We start from the raw sequence: 17,329 nt of genomic DNA, 5'->3' as shown, positions 1-17,329 counted from the left end.
GTCCCTTGGCCGAGCGTCCCACCATCCTCGTCGTCGATGATGATCCGCACCTGCGGGACATCGTCCGCTTCGCGTTGGAGCAAGGAGGCTTCCGGGTGGAGGAGGCCGCGGATGGACGGGCGGCGGTGGCGCAGGTCCAGCGTGCGCCCCCCGCGCTCATCGTCCTGGACATCATGATGCCGGAGATGGACGGGCTGGCGGTGTGCCGCGAGGTCCGCCGCGCGCACGAGTTGCCCATCGTCTTCCTCTCCTCGCGCGACGACGAGGTAGACCGCATCCTCGGCCTGGAGCTGGGCGGCGACGACTACCTCACCAAGCCCTTCAGTCCGCGCGAGCTGGTGGCGCGCGTGAAGGCGGTGCTGCGCCGCGCCCGGCCCGCTCCTGAAGCCGCCGCCACCTCGACGGCGCCCCAGCCGCTCTCGCGGGGGCCCTTGAAGCTGGACGAGGAGCGCTTTCGCGCCTGGTGGGGCGAGCAGGAGGTGGTGCTCACCGTGACGGAGTTCCACCTGCTCGCGGCGCTGCTGCGCGTGCCCGGCAAGGTGTTCACCCGCGACGAGGTGATGACCCGCGTCTATGACGACGGCGTGGTGAGTGACCGCACCATCGACAGCCACGTGCGTCGGGTGCGCCAGAAGTTCGCCGGAGTCGGCGCAGAAGTCATCGAGACGGTGCATGGCCTTGGCTATCGGCTCGCCATCCCCTAGGCCCCGCGCCAGGCCCCGGCTGTGGATGGTCTTCGCCTCGGTGGGGTTGGCGGGCTTCGTGCTCACGCTGGGCGGACTGTCCTTCGTGCGCGTCTACGACAACCAGCTCATCCGACAGACGGAGACGGAGCTGCTCACGCAGGGCGCCGTGGTCGCCGAGGTCTACCGGTCCATGCTGGCCGAGCAGGTGGGGACGCTCGACTACGGAAAGCCTCGCACCGCGAAGTGGCCCTTCCCCATTCCGAGCGACGACCAACTGCGGCCCGTCCTCCCTTCCCTCCGGGCCTCGGACGAGCCCTTGCCGCCGGACGACCGTCCACCCCTCTCGCGCGTGCCAGGAGAACCCCTGGCCCAGGACGTGGGTCAGCGACTGCGGCCTCTGTTGGAGAACGTGAGGGCGGCCACGCTCGCGGGCATCCGCGTCGTCGACGTCAGGGGCGTGGTGGTGTCCAGCAGCAGCGCCGAGTTGATTGGCGCGACGCTGGGTGACCGGCTCGAAGTGCAGGAGGCGCTTCACGGCGTCCCCACCAGCGTGCTGCGTCGCCGCCACGCAGAGCCCGAGGACACCCCCCTCGCCTCCCTCAGTCGAGACACCGGCATCCGCGTCTTCGTGGCCCTGCCCGTCCTCCACGGTGAGCGCGTCTGGGGCGCGGTGGTGCTGGCGCGCACGCCCATGACGTTCGCCAAGGCCACGTATGCGGACCGATGGAACCTGACGGCCACGGGGCTGGTGCTGCTGGGCGCGGTGGCGCTGATGTCGCTCGCCGCCGCCGCGCTGCTGGGCCGTCCCGTGCGTGCGCTGGTGAGGCAGACGCGCGCCATCGCCGCCAGCGCGCCCGAGGGCTTCGAGCCCGTGGCCCGCCCCGTCGTCGCGGAGCTGGCCGAGCTGTCCGAATCCCTGGCCGGCATGGCCACCGCCCTGCGCGACAGGAACCAGTACATCCGCTCCTTCGCCGCCAACGTGTCGCACGAGTTCAAGACGCCGCTGGCCTCCATCCAGGGCGCGGTGGAGCTGCTGCGCGACAGCGCCGAGGTGATGACGCCAGAGCAGCGCGCGCGCTTCCTCTCCAACATCGACGCCGATGCGAAGCGCCTCACCCGGCTCGTGCAACGGCTGATGGAGCTGGCCCGCGCGGACTCGATGACGGCCCGCCCCGCGCAGGTGGAGCTGGCGCCCTTGCTGACGGCGCTCTCCACCCGGGCAGGCGCGGAGGGACTCGCGCGCGTCGACGTGGGGCCCGTGCCGGAGGGGCTCACCGTGAGCCTGCCCGCCGAGGTGATGGATGACGTGCTCTGGCAGCTCGTCACCAACGCGAGACAGCACGGGGGCGAGGACGTCCAGGTGTCTCTGTCCGTGGAGACGAACACCGAGGGGTCCGTTCGAGTCGTCGTGCGAGACACCGGCCGAGGCATCTCCGAGGCGAACCGGGCGCTCATCTTCGACGCCTTCTTCACCACGGCGCGTGAGCGCGGCGGCACGGGCCTGGGCCTCACCATCTCCCAGTCGATGCTGCGAGCGTTCGGCGCGGGGCTGGAGCTGCTCCCGGCCCGCCCCGCGGAGTCGGGCGCGGCCTTCGCCGTGGCGGCGCCCCTGGTTCGTCGCTAGGTTGGGCAGGCCCATGAAAACCGTGGATGAATGGAAGGCGATGCTTCGCGCCGCGATGAAAGAGGCGCTTCGCGCTCGGAACGCACCTGCCTCGGCGGTGCTTCGTGAAGTGCTGGCGGCCCTCGACAACGCGGAAGCTCCCGACGTGAGCGGCGCTCCAGCGGCCGTGGATGGCGCCTTCGCGGGAAGTGCCGGTGGCCTGGGGAGTGGTGAAGTGGCCCGACTGGCCCTGACGCCGGAAGCCGTGAACGCCGTCATCGAACGCGAGGTTCAAGAACGGCGGGACGCGGTGGCCCTCTACGTCAGCCTCGGCAGACACGACGAGGCCAACGCGTTGACGGCCCAACTGGACGTGCTCCTGGAGCTTCAGCGGAAGTAGCTGTTGGAGATGTCCACCGAGTAGCCCAGCTCGAGCGTGGGCGAGGACGCGGCCACCAGGTACTGACGGAAGTGCAGCACCTTGCCCGGCAGGGGCGCGCTCTCCGCCACGGCGGCGGCCTCATCCACCTGCTCCAGGCTTCCACCCTCGCGGCGGTAGTTGAACACCGCGGGGAAGTGCGCGCGGGCCCGCAGCTCCGCCACCGGCCACGAGACGCGGGGCAGCGCCAGCTTCAGCCGACCGGACAGGTGGAAGACGCCCAGCTCCCGCGCCAGCACCACTTCCAGCGCGCCGCCCGTCTCACCCAGCCGCGCCGGAGCGACCTTCAGCTTCAGCACGCCGTCCGTTGCCTCCTCCACCGGCACGGGCACGGCGTTGAGGGTGACACGCTCCAGCTTGTGCCCTTCCGGCACCGTCAACTCCAGCGGCTGCTCGCGGTCCAGGCTCAGCGTGTAGCTGACGCGCAGCGAGGCACGCCCCTCCAGGGTGGACACCCACGTCGCGGTGGCCTCGGCGATGCGAGGCTCCATCGGCGGGCGCACCTGCGGCTTCATCGACTGCGACACCAGCGAGGCCGCGCGCCACCCCACCCGCAGCACGCCCTGCACGGGATAGACGGCATAGCCCTCCCCCGAGGTCGGCAGCGGCTCCATCAGCGTGAAGACAGACGTGTCGGCCTCCAGTTCGAGCGGCACCGGAGAGGCCTGCGGTCCGAAGCGAAGCTGCGCGCGGCGCTCCGGCCCCGTGCCCGACGAGCGCACCGTGAGGCCCACCTCGAAGTCGTGACGCCCCGCCTTGCGCGTGAGCAGGCACAGAAAGCCGTCCACGACTCCCACCGTGGCGTCCTCCAGCGTGGGCAGCGCGGTGGGGTACGTGTCCGCGTCGAGCTGGAGCAGGCGCACCTGCGTCCAACGTCCGTCCGCGAGCACCTCCACCTGGAAGGTCGCTTCCACCTGGAGGGCGTCCGTCGACAGCCGGCCCTTGAGCTCACTCTTCACCAGGGCCTCGGTGGGAGGCGCGGGCACATCCGCCTGGCGCTGCGTGTAGAGGGGAATGAGCTGATCCAACGGCACGGTGGCGGTGCCCGAGGGAGAAGTCGAGGCCGCGGTGGCGCCCGTGGCCAGGGCCTCCGGGGCGAGCAGCATGAATCCGACGAGGAGAGAAAGGGTCCGCATGGTGGGCTCAGCTCGCTTCCGGGGTGACAGGGGTGGCGGCGGCCTCGCGAGGGGCGGCGCCGGGCTGGGACAAGTCGGAGAGGAAGGCCCGCACGCTGGCGCGGGTGGAGAGGACCATCAGTCCGAGCAGGCCGGCGAGAATCTCCAGCGTGTAGATGAGGCCGGTGTAGCCCTCCAGGATGACTGCGCCGGTGGGCACCAGCAGCGTGGCCGCCCAGAGGCCCGCGAGCACCGCCATGCGCTCCTTGGGGAACAGCCAGCGGGCATAGGCCACCACCGCCGCGCCCAGTCCCAGCGCGCTGAGGACGTAGGCCCCATAGAAGTTCATGAAGGCGGCCAGGTACGCGAGGAGCACGAAGAAGAAGCCGTACACGGCGGCCAGCAGATACGCCTCATGCAGCGCGAGCTGTCGCTTGTGCCGCATGCCCAGCGCCGCGAGCAGCGCCACCAGGGCGAGGAACGGCACCCACGCGCGGCTCGCCATGCGGGACACCATGGAGTCGAACGTCTTCTCCGAGGGCAGGATGACGCCCAGGTTGACGCCGGACTCCAGCGACTGGAAGGCCCAGTCCAGTGTCACGGTGTCGCTGCCCGTCTGCACGGACGAGGCGGACAGCACGCCCCCCGGATAGTCGTAGTTGTCGCCCCCCTCCACGGCGAAGTGCAGGCGGACGTCGCGCGCGGAGAGCGCCGGGTCCAACTTGTAGATGAAGGAGTCGAGCCCTCGGGCGCGGTAGCGGATGACGAAGCGGGCCGTGGCGCCCTTCGCGATGCGTCCCGTCCACACCAGCCGGTTGCCGGAATCACCCAGGTCCAGGCTGGCCTCCTGGCCGTCCACGAGGAACTGGAGCTCCGACAGCAGCACCTGCGACTTGTCCATCTCCATGGGGAAGATGAACGCCACGTCGATGTCGTGGCCCTCGCGGTTGACCACCGCGTACTCCGCGCCCAGGTTGAAGTCGAAGCCGGAGAAGTAGCGCAGGCCGCGCTTGCGGTAGTTCATCTTCGCCAGCACCTCCACGTGCTGACGGTCGAAGGCGAGCGGCTTCAGCTCGGTGAAGATGGTGCCGCTGTGCACGAAGCGCAGCGAGGGCGCGGGTTGGACGACGGGGGCACCCCACCGGTCCTCCACGCCCGCCGCCAGCTCCGAGTTGGCGAAGTCCGCCCGGTCCGCCACCTGGCCGGCGATCACCGCCGTGGCGAAGATGACGATGAAGAGACTGCCGAAGACGTGGTGGGCGACGAGCCACCGGAAGGCCCTTCGGATGGGGCCGTCGGACGTCCGCTGCGGACGCGGCGCGGAAACAGGGATGTTCATGGGCCCAGACTGGCCCCCCGGTGTGCAACCCGGATGGCCAGCCCGTGCGCTTCATGAGGAATGTTCGTGCGGAATTTGTGCAAGCCCGGGGAGATTCCCCCCGGGCCCGGGTTTCACATCAGTGCACCGCGAGGTTGCGCACGTCGAACGCGCGGGTGAGGCAGGACTGGTTCGCGGTGGAGTCCAGGTGCTGCGCGCGATCCCGAATCTCGAAGAAGCTGCGCACCGTGCCGTCCACCGGGTCCGCCACGTTGAAGGGCGTGAGCGGGTTCACCATGCCCGTGGAGAGGAAGGCCGACAGCGCGCCCGTCTCGCCAATGTGCGTGAAGGGCGTGTTCGTCTCACGCGCGTGACAGCCGTTGCACGTGTTGAACGAGAACTTGTGCCGCGCGGTGTTGTTCACGATGCCGGTGGCCCGCCAGAACGTGCTGGACGGCGTTGGGACGCGCGGGTTTGCGCCCAGGAAGTTCACGCTCGCGAAGGTGGCCGGCACGCCGTAGGTGTTGGCGAGGATGGCCGCCTGGTTGGTGTTCACGAAGTCGCGGAAGATGGTGGTGTTGTTGCGCGCGTCTCCCGGCGTCAACGCCACCGTGGTCTCCGACAGGAAGTTCGGCGTCGCACCCGTGTCGAACAGGTGGAACTCCCGCAGCTCCCAGGGCGAGGCGAGCATGAAGTCGTTGGTGCGAATCTGGTTGATGGCGTTGCCGTTGGGCTTGGTGGGCGCCGCGCCGGCGACGACGACCTGCTCCGTGAGCGCCTGCAGCGCCGCGTTGTAGGCCGGGCTGCCCAGCACCATCAGCGGGTTCGACAGCTGCATCCACTGCTGCGCCCAGCTCTTCACGTTGAGGCAGCCGGAGATGGGCACGCCGTACTCGAAGATGACCAGCAGCGGCCGGATGACGCAGCCCGCGCTCTTGTCCACCGCGGCGAAGACGAAGCGCAGCTCACCGCCACCGCTGGAGCCGCCGTAGCCCACCGGGCCATTGCCCTTGCCCAGGTCCAACCGGTTGAAGATGGCCACCAGCTTGAACGCCGACTTCGTCATGTCGAGCGTGCCGGCGATCTTCGGCCACGGGTTCAGGATGCGCGGCACCACCTGCGTGCGCGCCGGGACGGTCCACCCGTTGAGCGTCTGGTTCGCGTTCCACTGCAGCAACCACTGCTCGGTGAGGGCCGACGGCGTCACGAACGTGCTCGCCATCTCCGTCATCAGGTGGTTGAACGTCCACACCCCGTTCGGGTTGCCAGAGTTCGAGCACGGGTCATACGTCCGCGTCGGGTCGTTGATGACGTTCGGATGGGTGATGATGAGGGATTTGGCCGGCCTGACGTCGGCGAGCAGGCCCACGGGCGTCACCGGGATGGGCACGCGCGGACGGAAGACGTCCGACGACAGCGCCACCACCCGGCGCTCCTCCACCAGCTCGCGGTTGTTGAAGACGGCGAACGTCAGCGGCTCGTTGGGCTGCCGGTTCTGCGCCGCGGTGATGCGGTCCTGCGTCTTGCGGTGCAGCTCGAGGTCGACCTCGGCGAAGCCGGAGAACACACCGTCTCCGGCCTGCTCGTCACCCTCCGTGCCTTGATCTCTCAGCACCACGGGCTTGCCCGTGTCGGACACCACGGGGACCTCCGTGAAGAGGCCTTGCTGACTCTGGGCGAGCCGCACTCGGACCAGGCTGCGGGTCGCGGTGCCCAGGACGTCGTCCTGCGCCACCACGTCGAGCGACTGGATGATGGGCGCGGGCTTGTTGGTGGGCGTCGGCTCGGCCACCGCCGCCTGGGGCCGCTCCTCCAGGGGAGCCGGGCTCTCCAGCGCCTCACCACCACAACCCGTCATGCACAATGCGATTGCGAGCACACCGGACCCAGCCCACTTCAGGCCCAGGGCCTTCTTCGGGGACCACTTCTTCATGGATGTCGCCTCCAGGGGATTTACGGCGACCCCTCCAAGTGCACCCCGCAGGCCAGGACCAGCACCCCGAGAGAAGCCCACACACACCAGAGGGATGTGTCTCTTGAGGCAACAACCGTCACTCGGACTGTGACTTTCCGCGCTACAGCGCCTCTCCTTTCCCGAGAGGGCCCAAAGTTGTACGGCAGCCCAGAAACCGGCTCAAATCCAGGAAATGGAGAGAGTCGAGGAGATCTACCAGGGCTTCGTGGTTGATCATCAGCTCGAGCGCGCGGGCCTCTTCGAACTGCTCCGCGAGCGGTTCGTGGCCGTGGACACCGTGCTGTACCCGGGGTGCTTCGTGCACATCACCCCGTCGTTCTTCTTCCAGCACGTCGTCTACGTGGACCGGAACGACCTGGCGCAGGGCTTCTTCGCCAACAAGGACGGCGTGCTGCGGAAGATCTCCTCCCGGCAGCAGTACGCCCAGAAGGCCCACGTGCGCTTCGTCTCGCAGGACTACCTGCAGCCCATCCCCGCGCTCGAGGAGAGCTTCGACCTGCTGCTGGCGCTGTATGCCGGAGGAATCTCCCGTGCCTGCGGCAAGTACCTGAAGGTCGGCGGGCTGCTGGTGACGAACGACCACCACGGCGACGCGGCGGAGGCCGCGGCCGAGGAGAACCTGGAGCTGGTCGCCGTGGTGAAGGAGCTGCGGGGGAAGTACACCTTCAGCGACCAGGAACTCGCCGCGTACCTGGTCCCAAAGCTACCGCCCCGGGGCCCCGCCGCGCTCGACGACGCGGGCGGCTCCCACTGGGCCCGGCCCGCCGACTACTACGTGTTCCGCAAGACGCGCCCGGGCGCGGCGTCGCTGGAGACCGGGCGCTTCTCGGCACCGCACTGAGGCCCCTCGTTACTGAGCCTCCAACCGGAACTGCTGGCAGTCGTTGTTGGACCAGGTCCACTGCTGGATGACGGTGCCGTTGGCGCTCGTCCCGCAGCTCGTGACATCCAGCACCTTGCCGCTGTGTCGGGCCTCGATGCGATGGAACCCGCCGGAGGTCTCCACCGTGCGGAACTGCTGGTTTCCACCGTTGGACCAGGTCCACTGCTGGAGCCCCGCGCCATCCGCGGTGCTCACGTCGCGCACGTCCAGCACCTTGCCGCTGTACTGGGACACGATGCGGACGTAGCCGCTGTCGGTGGGCTCCAGCACCCACTGCTGGCTGGCGCCCGTGTGGCACGCCCACTGGTGAATCGTCGCGCCGTCCGCGGTGCTGGGACCGTTGATGTCCAGGCAGCGGCCGGAGGACTTGTTGACGATGCGGTAGCGGGTGGCGCCACCGCCGCCCTGCGCGGCGTTGAAGATGGCGAGCAGCAGCGACGTGTCATTGCGCGTGTCCTGGGTCAGCTCCCAGATCATCACCCCGCCGCCCTGCTGGAGCCCCAGCCGCGTCTTCGCCTGGATGGTGGCAATGCCGTTGTAATAGACGTCGCCCACGTTGTCCTTGTACGGCGCCTGCGAGTCGCGCGCGACGAGGTCCGCGTAGCCGACATACGACGACGGCGAGCGCCCGTAGAACGGCACGCCCAGCACGGCCTTCGACGCCGGCAGGCCCCGCCCCTTCCAGTAGTTGAGCGACTGGACGGCGTAGTCGTACGTCGAATGCGGCTGCCCGCCGTCGTACGCCATGATGTTGAGGAAGTCGAAGTCGGCGAACGTCGAGGCGGGGATGCCCTCGCCGTAGTAGCCGTTGGCCACCACCGCGGCCGTGAGCAGCTTGCCGCGCGAGCGCATCGCCGCGCCCAGCTCCCGGATGAGCGCCGCGTAGTTCTGCGCGGAAGCGCCCGGGTCCGGGTACTCCCAGTCGATGTCCACGCCGTCCAGCCCCGCCGCGTTGACGTAGTTGACCAGGTTGTTCACGAAGGCCGTGCGAGTGCCCGCGTTCGCCGCGAGCGACTCGAAGCCACTGTCATTGCCGTCGTTCCACCCGCCCACGGCGATGAGCACCTTCACGCCTCGCGCGTGCGCCGCCGTGACGAGCGAGCGAAGCCGTGCGTCCGTCCCGCTCGGCCCCGTGAGCCCACCCTGCGCGGTGGGCACCACGAAGGCGTAGTTGATATGCGTGAGCCTGTCGTAGGGGATGGTGTTGACGTCGCCCGCCCACGTCGGGAAGTAGCCGACGACGCGGGTCGCCAGCGCCGCGCCCTCTTGCCGGCCCAGCGGCTCTTCTCCGGAAGAGGCGGCGTCCGGCGGCCCGGAACAGGCCAGCACCACGGCCGCCAGCGCGGATTGCACCACCAGGGCTCTCAACGGCAACACCATGCGCGACATGCGGACTCCATGAGGTGAGCCCCCGTCCCCGACATGGGGACGGATGGGTCGCGCACCTGTAGCGTCGCCCTAAACCCGCAACAACAGCTTTTCCAGAAAACGAAGAAAGACTATCCAGTCCTGTCGGACAGTTGAGAGGACCCTGAACGCGCTTGCGCCGGGGTCCGCATTTTCGGCGCGGGCTGGACGGGCGCCGCTCAACGCGCGGCGAGGTTGACGGGCAGCGGCTTCACCCGGAGCTGCTTCGAGGCGAGGAACTCCGTGTTGAAGACCTTGGAGGCGTAGCGGCTGCCGTGGTCGCACAGGAACGTCACGATGCGCAGGCCCGAGCCGGGGTGCTGGCGGGCAATCTCATACGCGGCGCGCACGTTGAGAGCGGCCGACGTGCCCACCACGAGCGCGTCCTCGCGGGCCAGGTGGTAGAGGGTGTCGAGCATGTCCTCGTCCCCCAGGCGCATCGCCTCGTCCACGCGCGCGGCCTTGAAGTTGGCGGTGAGCCGCATGATGCCGATGCCCTCGGTGATGGAGGAGCCCGACGACTCCAGCTTCCCGTCGCGCACGAAGCAGTAGAGGCCGGAGCCCGGCGGATCCACGAGCACCACGCGCAGCGCGGGGTTCTTCTCCTTGAGGAAACGGCTGACGCCGGACATCGTCCCGCCGCTGCCCACGGAGACGACGAGCACGTCCACGCGGCCCTCGCACTGCTCCCAGATTTCGGGCCCCGTCGTCTCGTAGTGGAAGTCGCCGTTGGCCGTGTTCTCGAACTGGTTGGCCCAGAACCAGCCGTGCTGCTCGGACAGCGCGCGCGCCTGGTGGAAGAAGTGGCCGGGGTTGGCGAAGGGCACGGGCGGCACCTTGCGGACCTCCACGCCCATGGCCTCCAGCAGCTCGTACTTCTCGCGCGCCTGGTTGTCCGGCATCGTCACCACGACGCGGTAGCCGCGCTCGCGGCCCAGGAGCCCCAGGCCGATGCCGGTGTTGCCCGCGGTGCCCTCGACGATGGTGCCGCCCGGATGGAGAAGTCCCTCCTCCTCCGCGCGGCGAATCATCCCCTTGGCGGCGCGGTCCTTGATGCTGCCGCCAGGGTTCATGAACTCCGCCTTGCCCAGAATCTCGCAGCCGGTGATGCGGCTGAGAGAACCGATGCGAAGCAGCGGAGTGTTTCCCACCGAGTCCCACAGCGAGCCGATGCGTGGCGCCATCCCCCTCCCCTAATGGAGTCCGGGGAGGGAGGCAACCGACGACGGACCGGGGCCCGCTACTCGTTGCGCATCGCCTCGACGGGGTCCAGCTTCGCGGCGCGGGCGGCCGGGTAGATTCCGAACAGCAGCCCTACCCCGCAGCTCATCGACAGGGCCAGGCCCACCGCCCAGGGCGGCACGGACATGGGGAAACCCACCATCCAGTCGCCCAGGAAGACGAGCCCGAAGCCCAGGCCCACGCCCAGGCCACCGCCAAAGAGCGCCAGCAGCACGGCCTCCGTGGCGAACTGCCCGAGGATGCGCCGCCGCTTGGCCCCCAGCGCCTTGCGCACGCCAATCTCCCGCGTCCGCTCCATCACCGACACCAGCATGATGTTCAGGATGCCGATGCCGCCCACCACCAGCGACAGCAGGCACACGCCGATGCCGGCGATGGTGATGACCTGGGAGAGCTGGTTGAAGGACGCCGTCACCGACTCGTTGGTGTGGATTTCGAAGTCGTTGGGCTGGTCCGGGTCCACGTTGCGCCGACGCCGCATCAGCGTCGTCACCTCGTCCTGCGCCTTGCGGAACAGGCTCGGGTCCTTCGCCTGGATGTCGATGTCCAGCGAGCGCTCCTTGCCGTAGAGCTGCTGGAACACGCGCAGGGGGATGAGGGCCTGGTTGTCCATGCTCACCATGCCCAGGAAGCTGCCGCGCCGCTGGAGCACGCCAATCACCCGGAACGGCCGGTTCTGGATGCGCACCTCGAAGCCCACCGGGTCGATGCCGGGGAAGAGCAGGTCCGCCACGTCAACGCCCAGCAGCACCACGTTGCGGCCGTCCATGCCCTCCACTTCGTTGAAGTAGCGGCCGGACTGCACAGAGACACCGCTCGTCATCGGGTACGTCGTGGACGCGCCGATGATGCGCACTGACGGCCGCGTCTCCGCGCTCACCGTCGACACCTTCTGCCCGCCCTGGTCGTCCGACGGGGCCACCACGCCCACCGACGGACAGAACATCTCGATGGCGCGCACGTCCTCCAGGCCCATGTCCGGGCGCTTGGCGAACTTCGCCCAGTTGAAGCGGCCAAAGCCGCCCGCGGGCCACTTGGTGAGCTGGAAGGTGTGCGCCCCCAGCCGGCCCAGGTCGCGGTTCACCTTGGTGCGCAGGCCCTCGATGAGGCCCATCATCGTGATGACCGTGGCCACGCCGATGACGATGCCCAACAGCGTCAGCAGGGAGCGCAGCGGGTTGCCCAGGAAGGTCCCCAGGGCCAGCCGCAGATTGTCCAGGAAGGCTCGCATCGACTCACTCGTACCGAAGGGCTTCCACGGGGTCCAGGTTCGCCGCGCGCGCCGCCGGCCAGATGCCGAACAGCAGGCCCACCAGCGCGGCGAAGAACACCCCACCCAGCACCGTGGACGTCTGCACGTCCGCCGCCAGCGGCGTTATCAGCGACACCACCTTGGCGGTGCCCAATCCCACCGTCGTTCCCAGCAGGCCTCCCACCGCGGACACGCTGGCCGCCTCCATGAGGAACTGGACGACGATGGTGCGCTTGCGCGCTCCCAGCGCGCGCCGCACGCCAATCTCCCGCGTCCGCTCGCGCACCGACACCAGCATGATGTTCATGATGCCGATGCCGCCCACCAACAAGGTGATGAGCCCCACGCCCACCGCCACGCCGTACAGCGCGCCGGTCAGCTGCGCGTAGGTCTGCGCCATCGCCTCCGGCTTGTTGATGTTGAAGTCGTCGGGCTGACCCGGCTCCGTGCCGCGCAGGCGCCGCAGGATGCCGATGAGCTGGTCCTCCGCCATGCGCACCTGGGACGCGTCCGCCACCGCCATGGCGATCTCGAACGGCCGGCCCTTGCCGAAGTTGCTGTAGAACGTCTTGAAGGGGATGAGCACGAGCAGGTCCATGCTCTCGTTGACCACCTTCCCCTTCCGACTGAGCGTTCCCACCACCTGGAAGGAGCGGTTGTCCACGCGGATGCTCCGTCCCACCGGGCTGATGCCGGGGAACAGCCGCTCCGCCACGTCCGCGCCCAGCACCGCCACCGGACGCGTCACCTCTTCATCCGACTCCGTGATGAAGCGGCCCCCGGTGATGTCGAAGCCCGCGATGCCCAGGTACTCGTGGTTGACGCCCTGGATGCGCACCGACGACATCTGCTCGCCGCCGTACGACACGTCCGACAGCCGCGAGACGGACGGGGACATCGCGGTGATGAACGGCGCCATGGCGCGCAGCCGGGGCAGCTGCTCCAGGGTGAAGTTCTTGCGATTGCGGTACTTCCACCAATCGCCCTTGATCATCCACGGGAACTTGGAGACGTAGAGCGTGTTGGCGCCGAAGCTCGCGAGCTGTCGGTGGAAGGACGTGTTGAGCCCCTGGATGATGCCGACGATGGCCAGCAGCGTGGCCACGCCGATGCCGATGCCCAGCGTCGTCAGCACCGTGCGCAGGCGGTTGGCGCGCAGGGAGAACACGGCGATGCGCGCCCCCTCCAGGACGTCCACCCGCAGGCTCGTCGCGTTCTTCATACGCCTGCCACCATCGGGCCGGCGACGCCCATGGCCACTTCACGCCCGGGACCGTCGGCGACAATCTCTCCGTCGCTCAGGCGGATGGCCCGGGGGCAGCGCGCCGCCAGCTTGGGCTCGTGCGTGACGAGCACCAGCGTGTGGCCCGCCTGGTGGAGCTGCTCGAACAGCCGGACGATCTCCTCGCCCGTGGCCGAGTCCAGGTTGCCCGTGGGCTCGTCCGCCAGGAGCATGGAGGGCTCCGACACCAGCGCGCGGGCAATGGCCACGCGCTGACGCTGACCACCCGACAGCTCGTTGGGCCGGTGGTGCATGCGGTGCGTGAGCTGAACCTTGTCCAGCGCCGCCTTCGCCCGCTCCCGCCGCTCCTTGGCCGCCATGCCCCGGTACACCAGGGGCAGCTCCACGTTCGCCAGCGCCGTCTCCTTCGGCAGCAGCTGGAACGTCTGGAAGATGAAGCCGATCTCCACGTTGCGGATGACGGCGAGTTCGTCGTCGCTCATGCGCGACACGTCCTTGCCGTTGAGCATGTAGCGGCCGCTGGTGGGCGTATCCAGGCAGCCCAGCACGTTCATCATCGTGCTCTTGCCAGAACCGGACTGGCCGATGATGGCCACCCACTCCCCTCGGCTGATGCCGAAGGTGACGCCTCGCAGCGCGCGCACCTCCTCGCCACCGACATGGAAGACGCGGGTGATGTCGTCCACCTGGATGAGCCGGCCTGTGCCGGCGCCGCTGCCGTCACTCACGACTTCTGACCGCCCTTCGCGCCAGGACCCTCGCCCGGTTCGGGCGCCTGGACATTGTCCCCGTGGTTCAGCTCCTTCGACAGCGTGCGGTAGGGCCCTTCCACCACGCGGTCCCCATCGCTCAGCCCGGAGAGGATCTCCAGCTCCGTGTCGGAGGCGATGCCCGTCTGCACCCGCCGCACCTGCGCCTTGTTCGCCGCGTCCACCACGAACACCACCTTGGCGAGCGTCTCGGTGCGCTTGGCCTTCAGCGCGCCGCCCTCCACTGACTCCTTGAAGTCCGGCAGCGAGCGCTCCGCGCGCACCGTCACCGCCTGGATGGGCACCAGGATGACGTCATCGTGCGTCTCCGCGGAGATACGAGCCTCCGCGCTCATGCCCGGCAGCACGCCCGGCGGCCGCATGTCCAGCGCCACCGTGACAGGGAAGCTCGTCACCTCCGCCTCCGTGCCCGGGTTCTTGATGAGCGCCTTCTGGGCGATCTCCACCACCGAGCCCTGGAACGTCTGCCCCTCCAGCGCGTCCAGCGTCACGTCCGCGGGCTGGCCCGGCTTCAGGTGCACCACCTCGTGCTCACCCACCTCGAACTTCACCTCCATGGCGCTCAGCGCGGCGATGGTCATCACCACGTCCTCGGCCAGCTCCGAGCCACGCACGCGCTCACCCACCTCGCGCGACAGCTCGATGACGTTGCCGTCGATGGGCGACGACAGCGTCGTCCTCGACAGGTCCGCCTGCGCCTGCTCGACGATGGCGATGTTGCGCGCCAGCTGCTGGCGGGCGGACGCGAGCCGCGCCTCCGCCGTGTTCTTGCTCGCCTTCGCGATATCCAGCTCCGCGCCGGACGCCAGGCCCTTGGTCACCAGGCCCTCCACCCGTCCCAGCTCCGACGTGGTGCGGCTGACCTCCACCTCCGCCACCTGGGAGTCGGCGCGCGCGGCGTTCTGCGACGCCATCGCCTGCTTCATCGCGGCCTCGTAGATGCGCTTGTCGATGCGCCCGAGCACCTGGCCCTTCTTCACCGGCTCGCCATCCTTGACGAGCAGCTCCACCAGGTCTCCGGAGAGGCTGGAGGAGATCTTCACCGTGGTCGCAGCCTGCACCTTTCCCGCACCGGTGATGGTGCGGGTGATGGTGCCCTTGCGAGCCTTGGCGATCTGCACTTCCTGGGACGGCGGCGGACGCTCCTTCAGTCCTCCAGCCGTGATGGCAGCGGCACCCAGGAACAGCGCACCGGCAATCGCACCCTTCCACCACTTCATTTCGTCTCTCCCGGGCTCAGGGCGCCCATGGCCCGCAACAAACTGAAGCGGGCGATTTCGACATCAATCCTGTTTTCCAACAAGCTCAGCTCCGCTTGCGTGAGGTTCAGCTGCGCGTCGCGGACTTCCAGCGTGGAGCCCGCACCGGCCTTGAAGCGCTCCTCCGCCAGCCGGAGACCCTGGAAGGCGGCCTCCTTGTTCTCGGCGGACAGCCGGGCGGCGACCATCTGCGCCTCCAGCGACTGGTGGGCGGCGCGCACCTGGCCCTCGATCTCCCGGGCCGACTGCGCCAGCGTGAGCTGCGCCTTGCGGATGCCGGCCTCGGCGCGCCGCGTCTGGGCGGGGGTGATGAACCCGTTGAAGACGTTCCACTCGAGGTTGATGCTGCCCAGGAAGTTGTTCTGCAGGCGAGGCTCGGTGAAGACCTGCTCCGCGTCCGGGCCCTGGCGGGTGTAGAGGCCACGGGCCGACAGCACGGGCAGGTAGTCCGCCCGGGCGATGGAGCGCTGCAGCTCCGCCGAGCGCACCTGAAGCTGGAGCGCCTTGAGCAGCGGGCGCCGCTCGCGGGCGGAGTCGATGGCCTGCTCGATGGTGGGCGCGGGCGCGGGCTCCGAGGTGAGCACGCCCGGATCCACCGCCTCCAGGGGCTCGGTGCCGGGACGGGTCAACCACACGGCCAGCTGCGTCTGGTCCGTCACCAACGTGGTGAGGGACTGGACGAAGGTGATGCGGTCATTGCCCAGGTTCACCAGCGCGGAGATCTCCTCGACCTTGCCCACGCGTCCGGCCTGGAACAGGGAGCGCGCGCGGTCCAGCTGCTCCTCGCTGCGCTTGACGGTGGCCTCCAGCACCTGGCGGGTGGCCTGGGAGCGGAAGAGCGTGAAGAACCGCCGGATGGCCTCCAGCTCGGAGGTGTCCGCCTCTTCCTGCGCCTGGCTCGTCTGCGCATCGCGCAGCACGCCGCTCTGCTCCAGCTGCTTCCAGCGCGCCCTGTCGTAGATGACCTGATTGAGGATGAAGCCCAGGTCGTAGTCGCCCGTGCTGGTCGGCTTCGACTCGACGGGGATCTGCACGAACTCGCCCGGGTTGTTCGGGTCCGGCACCAGGTTGAAGGACTTGCGGCGACCGAACCAGTTCTTGCCGACCGACGCGTTGACGGAGAGCTGCGGCAGGAGCGCCGAGCGCGTCACGCGCACGTCTTCACTGGCGATGTCCAGGTCGAGCAGCGCCTGGAGCGCGGTGGTGCTCTGGCGGCCCTGGGTGCGGACCTCGTCCAGGGTGAGGCGCGTGGGCGCGGGAGCGGCGGAGAGCAGCACGGCGACGAGGAGCGCGTTCATCGGCCACCTCCCGCCATCTCCGCTCCGGGAAGGCCCACCATCAACACCCCCGCGAACATCACGTAGAGCACCAGTGCCAGGATCAGCGCGCGGCCGCGGGGCATACCGGTGGCGGCGGCGAAGCCCAGGCCCAACAGGCCCGTGCTCCAGAGGTTGAAGAAGTCCACGGTGGACGCCACGCGCGCCATCTTCGGGCTGAGGGTCCCCAGGAACGCGCCCAGGTGCGACGGCACCAGCTGCGCGACGCGAGCGACGCTGAGCGTGTGCTGCGCGGCGATGCAGAGCGTGAGGACCGCGTGGTACAGCGCGATGGGCAACAGCGCCAGCGCCGCCACGGACATCAGCTGCTCGAAGTGGGCAGGGCGATCAAACAGCCAGGACACCACCCAGAGGATGGCGGCCAGCAGCAGCGCCACCATCGGCATCACGAAGACGCCCTTGGCGATGCCTCCGACGAGCGCCTTGCGGGTCGTCGTCTGGATCTTGTCGGTCAGGTCGGCCTCGGAGATGGTCGCCATCTCCCCGGACGCCTGGAGTTCACGGATGACATCCGGGGTCGCGTCCCAGCGAAGGGAAAACAGCGTCCCGGAGGCGGACACACAAAGCGCGAGGATGAGCAGGGGCCAGACCCAACGGCGGGCTTCGACGGCGGCGGGCGTTCCCTCGACAGGGTCGATGAAGACGCGCACGGGTTGGACGAGTGAGGTCATAGAGTGAGTGGTCTCGGAGGGATGTACGGCGCTCCCCCTCAGGCAATTGCTCGGCCAGTCGAAAAATCGCGGCGGTGAACGGGCAGCCGGCCAACCGAATTCCATCCTCATGGAAGGTTGCGCGGCTTT

At 69.0% G+C, this 17,329-nt stretch carries 15 protein-coding genes; 4 read left to right on the top strand and 11 right to left on the bottom strand.

Annotated features, from left to right (window positions below):
- Positions 1 to 5: 5 nt before the first annotated feature.
- Genes HUA78_RS21305 through HUA78_RS21295 form a run of 3 tightly spaced genes read left to right on the top strand, consistent with a single transcriptional unit; the run spans position 6 to position 2,689 of the window.
- The gene (locus HUA78_RS21305) at positions 6 to 704 is read left to right on the top strand and encodes a response regulator transcription factor (protein ID WP_174477027.1); all 699 of its coding nucleotides are present in this window, start codon (positions 6 to 8) and stop codon (positions 702 to 704) included.
- The gene (locus tag HUA78_RS21300) at positions 673 to 2,310 is read left to right on the top strand and encodes a histidine kinase dimerization/phospho-acceptor domain-containing protein (protein ID WP_174465347.1); all 1,638 of its coding nucleotides are present in this window, start codon (positions 673 to 675) and stop codon (positions 2,308 to 2,310) included. Before HUA78_RS21305 ends, HUA78_RS21300 begins: the two co-directional genes overlap by 32 nt.
- A 13-nt stretch (positions 2,311 to 2,323) precedes the next feature.
- Positions 2,324 to 2,689, top strand: coding sequence for a GatB/YqeY domain-containing protein (locus HUA78_RS21295; RefSeq protein ID WP_174477026.1), 366 nt, complete (start codon positions 2,324 to 2,326; stop codon positions 2,687 to 2,689).
- Here HUA78_RS21295 and HUA78_RS21290 read toward each other — a convergent pair.
- The 3 genes from HUA78_RS21290 to HUA78_RS21280 all read right to left on the bottom strand — a co-directional run bounded on the left by HUA78_RS21290 (position 2,677) and on the right by HUA78_RS21280 (position 7,094).
- The gene (locus HUA78_RS21290; RefSeq protein WP_174477025.1) at positions 2,677 to 3,864 is read right to left on the bottom strand and encodes a hypothetical protein; all 1,188 of its coding nucleotides are present in this window, start codon (positions 3,862 to 3,864) and stop codon (positions 2,677 to 2,679) included. The two genes, HUA78_RS21295 and HUA78_RS21290, sit on opposite strands and share 13 nt — an antisense overlap.
- Positions 3,865 to 3,871: 7 nt before the next feature.
- Positions 3,872 to 5,182: a hypothetical protein gene (locus tag HUA78_RS21285; protein ID WP_174456685.1), complete on the bottom strand. Its 1,311-nt coding sequence runs from the start codon at positions 5,180 to 5,182 to the stop codon at positions 3,872 to 3,874.
- Between the two features lie 118 nt (positions 5,183 to 5,300).
- Complete coding sequence (locus tag HUA78_RS21280; RefSeq protein ID WP_141643760.1) at positions 5,301 to 7,094, bottom strand: choice-of-anchor X domain-containing protein; 1,794 nt, start codon at positions 7,092 to 7,094, stop codon at positions 5,301 to 5,303.
- 214 nt (positions 7,095 to 7,308) lie between these two features.
- On the opposite strand from HUA78_RS21280, the gene HUA78_RS21275 reads away from it, so the two are divergent.
- A complete protein-coding gene (locus HUA78_RS21275) occupies positions 7,309 to 7,977 on the top strand; it encodes a hypothetical protein (RefSeq protein ID WP_141643761.1) in 669 nt (222 codons plus the stop codon).
- Between the two features lie 9 nt (positions 7,978 to 7,986).
- Here HUA78_RS21275 and HUA78_RS21270 read toward each other — a convergent pair whose 3' ends face one another.
- From HUA78_RS21270 to HUA78_RS21235, 8 genes are all read right to left on the bottom strand, one after another.
- Positions 7,987 to 9,408, bottom strand: coding sequence for an RICIN domain-containing protein (locus tag HUA78_RS21270; protein WP_174465344.1), 1,422 nt, complete (start codon positions 9,406 to 9,408; stop codon positions 7,987 to 7,989).
- A gap of 197 nt (positions 9,409 to 9,605) precedes the next feature.
- A complete protein-coding gene (locus HUA78_RS21265; protein ID WP_174456687.1) occupies positions 9,606 to 10,610 on the bottom strand; it encodes a cysteine synthase A in 1,005 nt (334 codons plus the stop codon).
- 56 nt (positions 10,611 to 10,666) lie between these two features.
- Positions 10,667 to 11,899 carry an ABC transporter permease gene (locus tag HUA78_RS21260; protein ID WP_141643764.1) on the bottom strand — a complete coding sequence of 411 codons (1,233 nt, stop codon included), beginning with the start codon at positions 11,897 to 11,899 and terminating at the stop codon, positions 10,667 to 10,669.
- Positions 11,900 to 11,903: 4 nt separating this feature from the next.
- Positions 11,904 to 13,142, bottom strand: coding sequence for an ABC transporter permease (locus HUA78_RS21255; protein WP_141643765.1), 1,239 nt, complete (start codon positions 13,140 to 13,142; stop codon positions 11,904 to 11,906).
- Positions 13,139 to 13,891 (bottom strand): ABC transporter ATP-binding protein, encoded by a 753-nt coding sequence (locus HUA78_RS21250; protein WP_141643766.1) that lies wholly within the window; start codon positions 13,889 to 13,891, stop codon positions 13,139 to 13,141. The genes HUA78_RS21255 and HUA78_RS21250 overlap by 4 nt, the downstream gene beginning before the upstream one ends.
- Complete coding sequence (locus HUA78_RS21245; RefSeq protein WP_141643767.1) at positions 13,888 to 15,153, bottom strand: efflux RND transporter periplasmic adaptor subunit; 1,266 nt, start codon at positions 15,151 to 15,153, stop codon at positions 13,888 to 13,890. Before HUA78_RS21245 ends, HUA78_RS21250 begins: the two co-directional genes overlap by 4 nt.
- On the bottom strand, positions 15,150 to 16,490 hold the full coding sequence (locus HUA78_RS21240; protein WP_174465343.1) for a TolC family protein: 1,341 nt from the start codon (positions 16,488 to 16,490) through the stop codon (positions 15,150 to 15,152). The genes HUA78_RS21245 and HUA78_RS21240 overlap by 4 nt, the downstream gene beginning before the upstream one ends.
- A complete protein-coding gene (locus HUA78_RS21235; RefSeq protein ID WP_141643769.1) occupies positions 16,487 to 17,200 on the bottom strand; it encodes a YIP1 family protein in 714 nt (237 codons plus the stop codon). The genes HUA78_RS21240 and HUA78_RS21235 overlap by 4 nt, the downstream gene beginning before the upstream one ends.
- Between the last annotated feature and the right edge of the window lie 129 nt (positions 17,201 to 17,329).

Origin of the sequence: Myxococcus sp. CA033 (assembly GCF_013336625.1) — a bacterium.
Lineage (GTDB): Bacteria > Myxococcota > Myxococcia > Myxococcales > Myxococcaceae > Myxococcus > Myxococcus llanfairpwllgwyngyllgogerychwyrndrobwllllantysiliogogogochensis.
This window is presented reverse-complemented; position numbering and strand designations above follow the sequence as displayed.

Bases quoted from the DNA above. Each gene is read 5' to 3' on its own strand.
- HUA78_RS21300 (WP_174465347.1), top strand. From the start codon at position 673: ATGGCCTTGGCTATCGGCTCGCCATCCCCTAGGCCCCGCGCCAGGCCC.
- HUA78_RS21295 (WP_174477026.1), top strand. From the start codon at position 2,324: ATGAAAACCGTGGATGAATGGAAGGCGATGCTTCGCGCCGCGATGAAA.
- HUA78_RS21290 (WP_174477025.1), bottom strand. From the start codon at position 3,864: ATGCGGACCCTTTCTCTCCTCGTCGGATTCATGCTGCTCGCCCCGGAG.
- HUA78_RS21285 (WP_174456685.1), bottom strand. From the start codon at position 5,182: ATGAACATCCCTGTTTCCGCGCCGCGTCCGCAGCGGACGTCCGACGGC.
- HUA78_RS21280 (WP_141643760.1), bottom strand. From the start codon at position 7,094: ATGAAGAAGTGGTCCCCGAAGAAGGCCCTGGGCCTGAAGTGGGCTGGG.
- HUA78_RS21275 (WP_141643761.1), top strand. From the start codon at position 7,309: ATGGAGAGAGTCGAGGAGATCTACCAGGGCTTCGTGGTTGATCATCAG.
- HUA78_RS21270 (WP_174465344.1), bottom strand. From the start codon at position 9,408: ATGTCGCGCATGGTGTTGCCGTTGAGAGCCCTGGTGGTGCAATCCGCG.
- HUA78_RS21265 (WP_174456687.1), bottom strand. From the start codon at position 10,610: ATGGCGCCACGCATCGGCTCGCTGTGGGACTCGGTGGGAAACACTCCG.
- HUA78_RS21260 (WP_141643764.1), bottom strand. From the start codon at position 11,899: ATGCGAGCCTTCCTGGACAATCTGCGGCTGGCCCTGGGGACCTTCCTG.
- HUA78_RS21255 (WP_141643765.1), bottom strand. From the start codon at position 13,142: ATGAAGAACGCGACGAGCCTGCGGGTGGACGTCCTGGAGGGGGCGCGC.
- HUA78_RS21245 (WP_141643767.1), bottom strand. From the start codon at position 15,153: ATGAAGTGGTGGAAGGGTGCGATTGCCGGTGCGCTGTTCCTGGGTGCC.
- HUA78_RS21240 (WP_174465343.1), bottom strand. From the start codon at position 16,490: ATGAACGCGCTCCTCGTCGCCGTGCTGCTCTCCGCCGCTCCCGCGCCC.
- HUA78_RS21235 (WP_141643769.1), bottom strand. From the start codon at position 17,200: ATGACCTCACTCGTCCAACCCGTGCGCGTCTTCATCGACCCTGTCGAG.